The organism is Microvirga arabica, assembly GCF_016811235.1.
GTDB lineage: Bacteria > Pseudomonadota > Alphaproteobacteria > Rhizobiales > Beijerinckiaceae > Microvirga > Microvirga arabica.
Map to the genome: position 1 here is coordinate 22,599 of NZ_JAFBID010000071.1, position 11,978 is coordinate 34,576.

Sequence of the window (11,978 nt, forward strand, 5' to 3'; positions counted from 1 at the left end):
TGAAGCGATGAGTAAGCCAGGATGCGCGCTTGATCATGACAGGAATCCTAGCAGAGGTTATATCATCCGCCAAGCTTTTTGGATGTGAGGCAGGCGGTGCCGACCGCATGCCCGCAGGGGCTAGACCTTTTGTGGGCCACATCGATTCTGTCGCCCTCATTCTCTGAAGGCAAACAGCCCGAGGCCGTCGCGAAGCTCGTCGAGGGTTGCCTGCGTCTTGCCCCTTGCCCGGCGTGTTCCTTCGCGCAGGATGTCGAGCACATCGGAGCTCTGGCGGGCCAAGGCCTGCCTGCGTTCCCGGATCGGCGCCAGCAGAACCTGCAGGATGGTCTCCAATCTCCGCTTGAGCGCCATGTCCCCGAGACCGCCGCGCCTGTACTGCGCCTTCAGGTCCTCCACCGCCTCCCGATCATCATCGAATGCGTCGAGGTAGGTGAAGACCACGTTGCCCTCCACCGTTCCGGGATCGGAGGCCCTCAGATGGTTCGGATCGGTGTACATGCGCCGCACGGCGGCGGCGATCTCCTCTGCAGACGCGGAGAGCGGGATCGCATTGCCCTGCGACTTGCTCATCTTGGCCTTGCCGTCGACGCCCGGCAGCCGACCGACCCGGGGGATCAGGGCGGTTGCTTCCAGAAGGACCTGACGGCCGATCTGTCGGTTGAGGCGCCGGACGATCTCGTTGGTCTGCTCGATCAGGGGCGCCTGGTCCTCCCCGACCGGCACGAGGGTAGCCTTGAAGCCGGTGATGTCCGCAGCCTGCGCCACGGGATAGCACAGGAAGCCCGCCGGGATGTCGCGGCCGAAGTCGCGCGCCTGGATCTCGTCCTTGATGGTCGGGTTCCGCTCCAGACGGGCGACTGTCACGAAGTTGAGGTAGAGCTGGCTGAGTTCGGCGAGAGCCGGCAGGCATGACTGGACGCAGATGGTCGTGACGGTCGGATCGATCCCAACGGCGAGGTAATCGAGGGCCACCTCCACGATATTGCGGCGCACCCTCTCGGGATTGTGCGCATTGTCCGTCAGCGCCTGAGCGTCGGCGAGAAGCAGGAACTGACGGTGGGTGTGCTGAAGGGCGACGCGGTTTCTGAGGGATCCGACATAGTGGCCGAGATGAAGCGGCCCGGTCGTGCGGTCGCCGGTGAGGATGGTCGGTTTTTGCGTAAGCTCGATAGCCATGGCAGGCCTCCTGAAGGGAGCCGCCGCGACGGAAGAGCGATCGAGAGAACAAGACCAAGCCTACCGTTCAACGGCGGCAAGGGTCGAAATGAACATGACGACGTGCCGCTCCTAGAGGGAGCGCCACCAAACGATTTGGGTGAGATGAGCACGTTGCGTCATTCGAGAAGGATGACACAAGCAATCTGCTGTTGGCAACAATCTTTCAATCGTCACCCTCCCCGGTTCCCATCCCCTCCCCACCATGCTATCGCGCCCGCATCATTTTCCTCCAAGGGAGCGGCCGTCATGCCGAGCGACCTGAAGCGCGTTTCCCGTGCTTTGCTTTCCGTATCCGACAAGACGGGTCTCGTGGACTTTGCCCGGGCGCTTCATGAGCGCGGCATCGAGCTGGTCTCCACCGGCGGCACGCATAAGGCCTTGAGCGAGGCGGGCCTGCCTGTGAAGGACGTGAGCGAGCTCACGGGATTCCCTGAGATGATGGACGGGCGCGTGAAGACGCTGCACCCCGCCGTCCATGGCGGCCTCCTGGCGATCCGCGCCAACCCGGAGCACCAGGCGGCCATGCTCGCCCACGGCATCCAAGCCATCGACCTCCTGGTGGTGAACCTCTACCCGTTCGAGGCGACGGTGGCGGCCGACAAGCCCTATGACGACTGCATCGAGAACATCGACATCGGCGGCCCGGCGATGATCCGCGCGGCCGCCAAGAACCACGGCGATGTGGCCGTGGTGGTGGACGGCGCCGATTACGCGGCCGTTCTCCACGATCTGGCGCAATACGACGGCACGGTGACGCTCACCCTGCGCCGGCGGCTGGCGCAGAAGGCCTATTCGCGCACGGCCGCCTACGATGCGGCGATCTCCAACTGGTTTGCGAACGAACTCGGTGACGCCACCCCGCCGTTCCGGGCGCTCGGCGGCGCGATTGCCGAGGTGATGCGCTACGGCGAGAATCCGCACCAGTCTGCCGCCTTCTACCGCACGCCGGAGAACCGCCCCGGCGTCGCCACGGCCCGCCAGGTGCAGGGCAAGCAGCTCTCCTACAACAACATCAACGACACGGATGCGGCCTACGAGGCCGTCGCCGAGTTCGACCCGAACCGCTCCGCCGCCATCGTGATCGTCAAGCACGCGAACCCCTGCGGCGTGGCGGAAGGCACGAGCCTTCGCGAGGCTTACGAGAAGGCGCTTCGCTGCGATCCGGTTTCGGCCTTCGGCGGAATCGTGGCCATGAACCGGACGCTCGACGCGGAGGCCGCCAAGGCCATCACGGAGATCTTCACCGAGGTGATCATCGCGCCCGATGCAAGCGAGGAGGCCATTGCGATCGTCGCCGCCAAGAAGAACCTGCGCCTGCTGCTCGCAGGCTCCCTGCCCGATCCGCGCGCACCAGGCCTGACCCTGCGCACGGTCGCCGGCGGCTTCCTGGCGCAGAACCGGGACAACGCGGTGGTCGACGCCATGGACCTGAAGGTGGTGACGAAGCGCGCCCCCACGGAGCAGGAACTCGCCGACCTGCGCTTCGCCTTCCGGGTCGCCAAGCACGTGAAGTCGAACGCCATCGTCTATGCGAAGGATCTTGCCACGGTGGGCATCGGCGCCGGCCAGATGAGCCGCGTGGATTCCTCCCGCATCGCCGCCTGGAAGGCCGCGGAAGCGGCAAAGGCGGCCAACCTTCCGGAGACTCTCGCCAAGGGCTCGGTGGTGGCCTCCGACGCCTTCTTCCCCTTCGCCGACGGCCTGCTCGCCGCAGCCGAAGCCGGCGCTACCGCGGTGATCCAGCCCGGCGGCTCCATGCGCGACGACGAGGTGATCAAGGCGGCCGACGAGGCGGGGCTCGCGATGGTGTTCACCGGGCACAGGCACTTCCGGCATTGACGATAAGTCACCCCGGACGCCGCAGGCGATCCGGGATCGCTTTCCGAGTACTCCTCGTCATGGCCGGGCTTGTCCCGGCCATCCACGTCTTCTGTGCGGTTGAAAGACGTGGATCCCCGGAACAAGCCCGGGGATGACGGAAAGAAGAACGCCAAACCCTGCACCCGATCCCGGATCGGCTGACGCCGTCCGGGATGACATTTCGCCTCACCCTTCCCATCTGAAGCGGTGCAGCAGGAGAAACCCATGATCATCACCACGACGCCCACCGTCGAAGGCCGCCGCATTGCCTCTTATCGCGGCATCGTCTCGGGCGAGGCGATTCTCGGCGCCAACGTGTTCCGCGATTTCTTCGCCTCCATCCGCGACGTGGTCGGCGGACGCGCAGGCTCCTACGAGCGAGTTTTGCGCGACGGGCGCGACACAGCCCTGCAGGAGATGATCGAGGAGGCGCAGCGCCTCGGCGCGCACGCCATCGTGGGCGTTCACCTCGATTACGGGGCGCTGGGCAAGAACGAGGGCATGATGATGGTGTCGGTCAGCGGCACGGCGGTCACGCTGGAGTAAGTCCTGCTGTCATCCCCGCAAAGGCGGGGATCCATAACCGCTGGCATCGCAGGATGAAGAGCCGGAGCTGCAGTACTCAGGCGAACAGCGTCGTGGATATGGATTCCGGGCTCCGCTGCGCGGCCCCGGAATGACAGTGGAGGGTTTCACACCCGCCTCACGCCGCTCAACAGCCAGAAGCCTGCGAGCAGGAACAGGATCAGCACCGCCGGTCCTGCGGCCTGCGTCTGAAAGATCGCGGTTGCCACGGCGACCGCGAGCGGCGCGAGGAACGACGTGACTTTTCCTGACAGCGCCAGCAGGCCGAAATAGCGCCCTGCTTCCTGCGCGGGCACGAGGCGAGCCAGGAGGCTGCGGGACGATGCCTGCAGCGGCCCCGCCACGGAGCCGATGACGAGGCCGAGCAGCACGAACAGCTTTTCGGGCGCTGAGCCGTAGAGGCCATCGTCGGGTGAAGGCGGCGCGGTGGGCACCGCGAAGAGGATGTGCTCGCGCCCGAGCGACAGAACGCCGAGGCACACGAGGGCCAGGATGACGATGGCGCCGAGGATCACGGGCTTGGCGCCCAGGCGGTCGTCGAGCCGCCCGCCGATCAGCGCCCCTATGGTGCCGGTGATGGTGAGCATGATGCCGAAGAGCCCGAGCTCGATGGCCTGCCAGCCGAACACGCCGGCCCCGTAGATGCCGCCAAAGGCGAACAGAGCCACCAGGGCATCCTGATAGACCATGTTGGCGAGAAGGAAGCGTCCAACGCTCGGGTGCCGCCGCGCATCCGCTACGGTGTTCTTCACCTGCTCCAGACCTTGTCGCGCCGCGTTTTTGAGGCTCATGCCTGTGCGAGGCAGGTCGGGCGTGAACAGGAAGAGTGGCAGAATGAAAACCAGGAACCACAGGGCCGAGAACGGGCCTGTGACGCGGTCGCCTTCGCGCGTCGCCGGATCGAGGCCGAAGAGCGGGTCCAGGCCGAACACGGTCTTCATCGACACGGGATCGGCGGCGAGGAAACCCAGCACGATCACCAGCGACACCAGCCCGCCGAGATAACCCATGGCCCAGCCGGTGCCGGAAAGACGGCCATAGCGCTCCGGCGGCACGAGATGCGGGATCATGGCATTGTTGAACACGGCAGCCACCTCGACGGCGACTGTCCCAAAAGCGAAGCCGATCAGCGCGATGGGAATGGCATAGGATTGCCCGGGCGTGGCGTACCACAGGGCGAAAGATGCGATGACCAACACGAGGCCGCTGGCGGCAATCCACGGCTTCTTCGGCCCCGTGGCGTCGGCAACGGAGCCGAGCACCGGCGACAGGATGGCGAGCACGAGCCCGGCTGCTGCCGTCGCATAGCCCCAGAGACTCTGTCCGCTCACCGGATCGGAAGCCAGCACTGATGCGAAATACGGCGCGAATACGAAGGTAGTGACAAGCGTGAAGAAGGGCTGGCACGCCCAGTCGAACAGGAGCCAGCCCAGGATCGCGGGACGCGAGGCTTTTCGTGAAGGCGCGAGGGGATTGATGTCTCTCACTAGGCTTTGTTTTCCCTCGACTTTAATGGTGGCAGCACTTCCCCTCCCCCTTGTGGGGAGGAGGACTGGTTGCGCCTCGTCTCGAACGGAATGCCTCAGGTGGTGCGCGCAAGATCGCCCAGCAGGCTCGCCGCCACGGTGATCTTCGACAGGGTCAGGCCCGACGACACGATGCCGTCGACCGCGCCGCGGATGCGGTTGACGTCGGCGCCGCGCTTCTCGCTCCAGGCCCGCACCGCCTCGACGCCGGATTCGTCCTGCGAGGCCACCTCGGCGGTCAGGCCGCGATGGGCATAGGCGATGCTGTCGATGGCGCGGTCCAGCGCCAGGCGGTCGAAGTAGTCGCTGACGCTGATCTCCTGCGCGGCACCGATGAGGGCGCCGAGACGGAACGAGGCTTCCAGGGCGAAATGCGTGCAGGCGATGTCGGCCACGGGCTTGCCCGTCTTCTGCGCGGTCTGCACGATGTCGGGCGCCGCCACGAGATCGGGCAGGGACGCGATGCGCCGCGCCAGGTCCTCGGGGACACCCTCGTCTACCAGCGCCTTCGTGCGCGCCTCCCACACGGCCTTGGCTTCGGGCGAGAGCGCATTCGAAAGGCTCTGCTCGACTTCCGTAATGCCGGCCTGGTAAGTGCCGATGATCTGGTCCAGCGAGTGGTTGGCGAAGTCAACGTTGCGGATGAACCAGACGATCCGGTTCATGAGCAGGTCCTGCAATTCGCCGTAAAGCCGCAGCTGCACCCGGCCCGGCACGATGCCGTCGAGGGCATCGATGGCGATGTTCATCTCGGTGAGGTTGAAGGAATCGCGCGTGGCCGCATAGGCCGCCGCGATGGTCGGCGCGTCCGCCCCGGTCTGGTCGACGAGACGGGCTACCATGGTCGGGCCGCCGCGATTGATGATGGCGTTGGCCAGTTGCGTGGCGATGATCTCGCGCCGCAGGCGATGGCCGGCGATCGCATCAGGGAAGCGCTCGCGCATTTCGGCCGGGAAGTAGCGGTCGAGTTCCTTGCCGAGATACGGATCGTCCGGCACGGGGCTTTCCAGCAACGCGTCGTGCAGGGAGAGCTTGGCATAGGCCAAGAGCACCGCAAGTTCCGGCCTGGTCAGCGCCTCGCCGCGGCGGGCGCGCTCGGTGAGCGTCGAGTCGTCAGGCAGGTATTCCACCGCGCGGTTGAGGCGGCCTTGCGCCTCCAGCATGTGCATGAGCCGGCGGGCGAAGCCGAGATCGGCAAGGCCGCGCTGCTCGGAGAGCGACAGCGCCAGGGTCTGGAGGTAGTTGTTGCGCAGCACGAGTGCGGCAACGTCCTCGGTCATGTCCGCGAGCAGCGCGTTGCGCTGCTCGTCCGAGAGGCGTCCGTCGCGCTCCGGTGTGGTGAGCGCGATCTTGATGTTCACCTCCACGTCGGAGGTGTTCACGCCCGCCGAGTTGTCGATGGCATCCGTGTTGAGACGCACGCCCTTCTGGGCCGCCTCGATGCGCCCGCGCTGGGTCATGCCGAGATTGGCGCCCTCGCCGATCACCTTGGCGCGCACGTCCGGGCCGGTGATGCGGATCGCATCATTGGCGCGGTCGCCCACCTGCTCGTCGGTTTCGGTGGAAGCACGGACATAGGTGCCGATGCCGCCGAACCAGAGCAGGTCGACGCGGGCTTTCAGGATGGCGTTCATCACCTCGGCCGGCGTGGCTTCCGGCTTGTCGAGATCGAGCAGCGCGCGCACCTCAGGTGAAAGCGGGATCGATTTCGCATTACGCGGGAAGATGCCGCCGCCCACCGAGATTAAAGCCTTGTCGTAATCCTGCCAGCTGGAGCGCGGCAGATTGAACAGGCGCTCGCGCTCGAGATAGGTCGCCTCCGGATCCGGGTTCGGATCGAGGAAGATGTCGCGATGATCGAAGGCGGCCACGAGCTTCAAGGCCCGCGACAGCAGCATGCCGTTCCCGAACACGTCGCCCGACATGTCGCCCACGCCCGCCACCGTCACCGGGGTGGTCTGGATGTCGATGTCGATCTCGCGGAAGTGGCGTTTCACCGCCTCCCAGGCACCGCGGGCCGTGATGCCCATCTTCTTGTGGTCGTAGCCCTGGCTGCCGCCGGACGCGAAGGCATCGCCGAGCCAGTGACCCTTCTCGATGGAAAGCGCATTGGCCGTGTCGGAGAAGGTGGCCGTGCCCTTGTCGGCGGCGACCACGAGGTAGGGATCGTCACCGTCGTGGCGGACCGTATCCGGTGGCGGGACGATGCTGTCGCCCACGATGTTGTCGGTGAGCTGCAGCATCGTGCGCACGAAGATGCGGTAGCTCTCGGTGCCCTCGTTGAGCCAGGCCTGCCGGTCGCTCGCGGGCGGCAGGAGCTTGGGCACAAAGCCACCCTTCGCACCCACCGGCACGATGACGGCGTTCTTGACCTGCTGCGCCTTCACGAGGCCCAGCACCTCGGTGCGGAAATCCTGCGGCCGATCGGACCAGCGCAATCCGCCGCGCGCCACCTTGCCGAAGCGCAGATGCACGCCCTCGACGCGGGGCGAGTAAACGAAGATCTCGTAAAGAGGCCGGGGCAGCGGCAGGCCTTCGACCTTGGCGCATTCGAACTTGAATGCGATGGTCTGGCGCGGCAGGCCATTGTCTTCGAGCTGGAAGAAGTTGGTGCGGGTTGCCGCGTCGATCAGGTTGATGAAGCGGCGCAGGATTCGGTCGTCGTCGAGGCTCGTGACCTGCTTCAGCTGCTCCTCGATCCGCTCGCGGATTCCAGCCTCGGCAGCCTCACGGCCCTTCTCGTAGCGCGGGTCGAAGCGGGCATAGAAGAGCTTCACGAGATCGGCCACGATCGCGCCGTGGCGCGCGAGCGTTCCGGCAATGTAATCCTGCGAATAAGTAACCTGGATCTGGCGCAGGTAGCGACCGAAGGCCCGGATCATGGCCACATCGCGCCAGCCGAGGCCGGCTTCGAGCACGAGGCGGTTGAAGCCGTCGGATTCCGCAAGACCCCGGAACAGGGCGAGCAATGCCGCCTCGATCAGCGCCTGGATCTCGTCGATCTCAATCGTGCCGCCTGCGGCGCGCTCCAGGGTCATGTCGTGGAGCCACACCCGGTCGGAGCCCGTGAATGCCACGCGATAGGTTCGCTCGTTCACCACGCGGAAGCCGAGATTTTCCAGGAGGGGCACGCGGTCCGACAGGGGCATCGACTGGTTGAGCGAGAACACCTTCAGGTTCACGCGGGTGTCGCCATCGCCTTCGCGGCGGTAGAGATCGACGGCGCGGGGGCGAGCCTCCGAGAGCTGCTCCAGCAGGCTGATGTCCTGGATCACCTGCTCGGCCCCGAAGGCCTCGCGATAGGCGGCGCTGAACGCCTCGCCATAACGATTTGCAAGCGCCCGCGCCTTTGCGCCTCCGACAGAGGCGTCGAGCGCGTCGCGCAGCGCATCGCTCCAGGTGCGCACGATGGCGGAGATGCCCTTTTCCAGGGTCTCGCGGGAAACCTGCGGGGTCTGCCCCTCGTCACGCCCGATGATGTAATGGGTGCGCGCGAGCGGGCCTTCCGGATAGGACGGATAGGACGCGGAAACACGCCCCTCGAAGATGCCGGCAAGGAACTGGCCGATGCGCAGGCGGGCCTGCGTGTCATAGCGGTCCTTCGGCACGAACACGAGCACCGAAACGAAGCGGTCGAACTCGTCGGCGCGCGCCAGCACCCGCACCCGCGGCCGCTCCGACAGGTTCATGATGTCGATGGCGAAGTGATAGAGCGTGTCCTCGTCGATCTGGAACAGCTCGTCGCGGGGATAGTTCTCGAGCACGTTGAGAAGTGCGCGGCCCGCATAGCTCGACGGGTCGAAGCCTGCGCGGGCCGTGACCTTCGCCACCTTGTGGCGCAGATACGGCACTTCGCCGGTTGTGTTGGTGTAGGCGCTCGCTGTGAACAAACCGACGATGCGCAGCTCCCCCTGGAGGTGGCCGTTGCCGTCGAAGAGCTTCACGCCGATGTAATCGAGATGCGCCCGGCGATGAACGCGGGACTTCACGTTGGCCTTGGTGATGATGAGCGCCTGGGGACGCGCCAGGAAGGCGCGGATTTCCGGCGACATGGAGACCAGATCGCGGCCGCGGCGCAGCACGCGTACGCTCGGGTCGCGCAGGAGGCCAAGTCCCGAGCCCTCTACGGGATCGGCCGCGGTGTCGCCGGACGGCAGGCGATATTCGCGAAGGCCGAGGAAGGTGAAATTGTCCCGTGCGATCCAGTCGAGAAAGGCGATCGCCTCCTTCACCTCGTCGTCCGGCAGCGGCGGAGGATTGAGGCGGTAATTGTGCACGATTTCGGTCACGCGGGCGCGCATGCCCGGCCAGTCGTGCACCGCCAGGGACACATCGCTGTGGACCCGCCGGATGGCCTCGATGATTCCGGTGCGGGTTTCCGCATCGTCGATGCGGGGCAGGTGAATATGAATGAAGCTCTCGCGCTTTACGCCGAGCCGCAGGGCCGCCGTGGCCTCGCCCACGAGGCGCACCAGGGCCCCGCTCGCGTCGCGCTCCACGGCCAGGATCGGATGGGCCACGAGCAGCGGGTCGTAGCCCTGGTCGACGATCTCGGCCAAGGTCGAGTCGAGCAGGAAGGGCATGTTGTCGTTGACGATCTCGAGCACCGTCACGTCCTGGCGCCTTCCCTCGCGCTCGACCTCCACGTCGATGAGGCGCACATCCGCGCCGTCGGTGGTTCGGGACGCCTTGAGATGCTCGAAGGCTTCCGCTGCGAGATCCGCCAGGGATTGAGGCGAGTAGAAGGCGAGATCCTCGGACGGCACCCGCCCGTACAGATCGCGCACAAAGGTCGGAGGGGTGGCCTTGTGTCCGGCTTCCAGCACGGCGACGGCTTCCGCCGTCAACTCGCTTCCGCTGGTCGGTGTATCCAGCTTCATGCGCGCATCCTCTGATTGTCGTTGTTGCGGGAGCGTTGCCACAGAGCGGCAGGCGGCGCAAGAACAGCCTGCGGAAGCGCGCTGCGTAGGGTTAAGTTCTTGCAGTGCACGAACACTTTAGGCTGCTTGAGCACCTTGAGACGAAAGATTCGTATCGCCCCATTCCTTCATGGCCATGAGCACCGGCTCGAGACTCCGCCCGCGGGCCGACAGGGAATATTCGACTCGGGGCGGGACCTGGGCATAGACCGTGCGGACGATGAGCCCGTCGGCCTCCAGCTCGCGCAGCTGATGCGTGAGCATGCGCTGGGTGACCAGCGGCATCAGCCGCCGCAGCTCGTTGAAGCGCAAGGTGCCCTTCAAAAGCTTGTAGAGCACGATGATCTTCCACTTGCCCTCAATGAGGCTCAGCGTGCGCTCGACGGCGCACCCCTCAACCCCAGGAATTCTCGAAGACACCCTCGGCATCACGGTATCCTTTTTGACACTATGGGCTGTTTTTGTGCGTTCTTGCAGCCTCAGACACTATGCTCAACTATACCTCTAGAGCATCGGACCCAAAAGTGGACCCCACTTTTGGGATCTATTCGATGCTCAGCTTTGAAATTGCGCATCGTTGAGACCGGAAAACCGGGACCACTTTTCCGCACGATGCGCTAACAGGAGACAAGTCATGCGCGCCGTCGGCTATCAACAATCCCTCCCCATCGATCAGGATGCCTCCCTCATCGATGTCGAACTGCCCCGGCCCGAGCCGGGACCGCGCGACCTTCTGGTCGAGATCAGGGCGGTGTCCCTGAATCCGGTCGACACCAAGGTCCGCATGCGGGCCCAACCCGAGGCGGGCGGCGTGAAGGTGCTGGGTTTTGACGCCGCCGGCATCGTGCGCGGGGTGGGCTCGGAGTCTTCGCTCTTCAAGGAGGGCGACGAGGTGTTCTATGCCGGCGCCATCACCCGGCCCGGCACCAATGCGGAATTCCATGTGGTCGACGAGCGGCTGGTGGGGAGAAAGCCCAAGTCCCTCAGCTTCGAGGAGGCGGCAGCCCTTCCTCTCACCACGCTCACCGCCTGGGAGACCCTGTTCGACCGGCTCGATGTGAAGCGCCCGGTCAAGGGCGCGGCCAATGCCCTTCTGATCGTGGGCGCGGCCGGCGGCGTGGGCTCCGTGGCCCTTCAACTGGCGCGCCACCTGACGGACCTGACCGTGATCGCCACGGCGTCGCGGCCCGAAACGCAGGAATGGGCCAGAGAACTCGGAGCCCATCACGTGATCGATCACAGCCAGCCGCTTGCCGCGCAGGTGGAAGCTCTCGGGATCGGCGCGCCGGCCTTCGTGTTCTCGATCACCCACACGGAAAACCATTTTGCGGAGATCGCGAAAGCTATCGCCCCGCAAGGCCGCTTTGCGCTCATCGACGACCCGAAGGCGCCCCTCGACATCAGCCTCCTGAAGAGCAAGAGCGTGTCGATCCACTGGGAATCCATGTTCACCCGCTCGACCTTCCAGACCGCCGACATGGAGCGGCAGCACGAAATCCTGAACGAAGCCGCGCGCCTTGTGGATGCGGGAACGATCAGAACGACGCTGTCGGACGTGATCGGACCGATCAACGCGGCCAATCTCAAGCGGGCTCACGCGCTCATCGAGAGCGGCCGCACGCGCGGCAAGATCGTGCTTTCGGGGTTTTGAGGATTTTCAATCCTCTTCCGTCATCACCGGCCTTACGGCGGTGATCCCGCTTCAACTCACTCTCACCTCATCGTGAGGAGGTCACGCAGTGACCGTCTCGAAGGATCCTCCAGAGGGCGCTGGAGGATCCTTCGAGACGCAGCCTCACGGCTGCTCCTCAGGATAAGGGGGCGTGTTTCCTGATATGAGGACGGCCATGACGTGCAGGGAGTATGG

General features: G+C 65.4%; 7 protein-coding genes. 3 read left to right on the forward strand and 4 right to left on the reverse strand.

Annotated elements, in window-relative coordinates; all coding sequences use genetic code 11:
- Positions 1-156: 156 nt before the first annotated feature.
- Positions 157-1,179, reverse strand: coding sequence for a tryptophan--tRNA ligase (trpS, locus tag JQC81_RS25265; RefSeq protein ID WP_203274559.1), 1,023 nt, complete (start codon positions 1,177-1,179; stop codon positions 157-159).
- A 288-nt stretch (positions 1,180-1,467) separates the two neighbouring features.
- Here trpS and purH point away from each other — a divergent pair, with 288 nt between their 5' ends.
- The gene (purH, locus tag JQC81_RS25270) at positions 1,468-3,060 is read left to right on the forward strand and encodes a bifunctional phosphoribosylaminoimidazolecarboxamide formyltransferase/IMP cyclohydrolase (protein WP_203274560.1); all 1,593 of its coding nucleotides are present in this window, start codon (positions 1,468-1,470) and stop codon (positions 3,058-3,060) included.
- A 246-nt stretch (positions 3,061-3,306) separates the two neighbouring features.
- Complete coding sequence (locus JQC81_RS25275) at positions 3,307-3,627, forward strand: heavy metal-binding domain-containing protein (protein ID WP_203274561.1); 321 nt, start codon at positions 3,307-3,309, stop codon at positions 3,625-3,627.
- 146 nt (positions 3,628-3,773) lie between these two features.
- Here JQC81_RS25275 and JQC81_RS25280 read toward each other — a convergent pair whose 3' ends face one another.
- From JQC81_RS25280 to JQC81_RS25290, 3 genes are all read right to left on the reverse strand, one after another.
- Positions 3,774-5,153, reverse strand: a complete 1,380-nt coding sequence (locus tag JQC81_RS25280) for an MFS transporter (RefSeq protein WP_203274562.1) — start codon at positions 5,151-5,153, stop codon at positions 3,774-3,776.
- A 95-nt stretch (positions 5,154-5,248) separates the two neighbouring features.
- Entirely contained in the window at positions 5,249-10,072 is a 4,824-nt protein-coding gene (locus JQC81_RS25285; protein WP_203274563.1) for an NAD-glutamate dehydrogenase, read from the reverse strand.
- Positions 10,073-10,189: 117 nt separating this feature from the next.
- Positions 10,190-10,540 carry a winged helix-turn-helix transcriptional regulator gene (locus tag JQC81_RS25290; protein ID WP_203274564.1) on the reverse strand — a complete coding sequence of 117 codons (351 nt, stop codon included), beginning with the start codon at positions 10,538-10,540 and terminating at the stop codon, positions 10,190-10,192.
- Between the two features lie 205 nt (positions 10,541-10,745).
- Here JQC81_RS25290 and JQC81_RS25295 point away from each other — a divergent pair, with 205 nt between their 5' ends.
- Positions 10,746-11,762: a zinc-binding alcohol dehydrogenase family protein gene (locus JQC81_RS25295; RefSeq protein ID WP_203274565.1), complete on the forward strand. Its 1,017-nt coding sequence runs from the start codon at positions 10,746-10,748 to the stop codon at positions 11,760-11,762.
- Positions 11,763-11,978 lie beyond the last annotated feature (216 nt).

Bases quoted from the DNA above. Each gene is read 5' to 3' on its own strand.
- trpS (WP_203274559.1), bottom strand. From the start codon at position 1,179: ATGGCTATCGAGCTTACGCAAAAACCGACCATCCTCACCGGCGACCGC.
- purH (WP_203274560.1), top strand. From the start codon at position 1,468: ATGCCGAGCGACCTGAAGCGCGTTTCCCGTGCTTTGCTTTCCGTATCC.
- JQC81_RS25275 (WP_203274561.1), top strand. From the start codon at position 3,307: ATGATCATCACCACGACGCCCACCGTCGAAGGCCGCCGCATTGCCTCT.
- JQC81_RS25285 (WP_203274563.1), bottom strand. From the start codon at position 10,072: ATGAAGCTGGATACACCGACCAGCGGAAGCGAGTTGACGGCGGAAGCC.
- JQC81_RS25290 (WP_203274564.1), bottom strand. From the start codon at position 10,540: ATGCCGAGGGTGTCTTCGAGAATTCCTGGGGTTGAGGGGTGCGCCGTC.
- JQC81_RS25295 (WP_203274565.1), top strand. From the start codon at position 10,746: ATGCGCGCCGTCGGCTATCAACAATCCCTCCCCATCGATCAGGATGCC.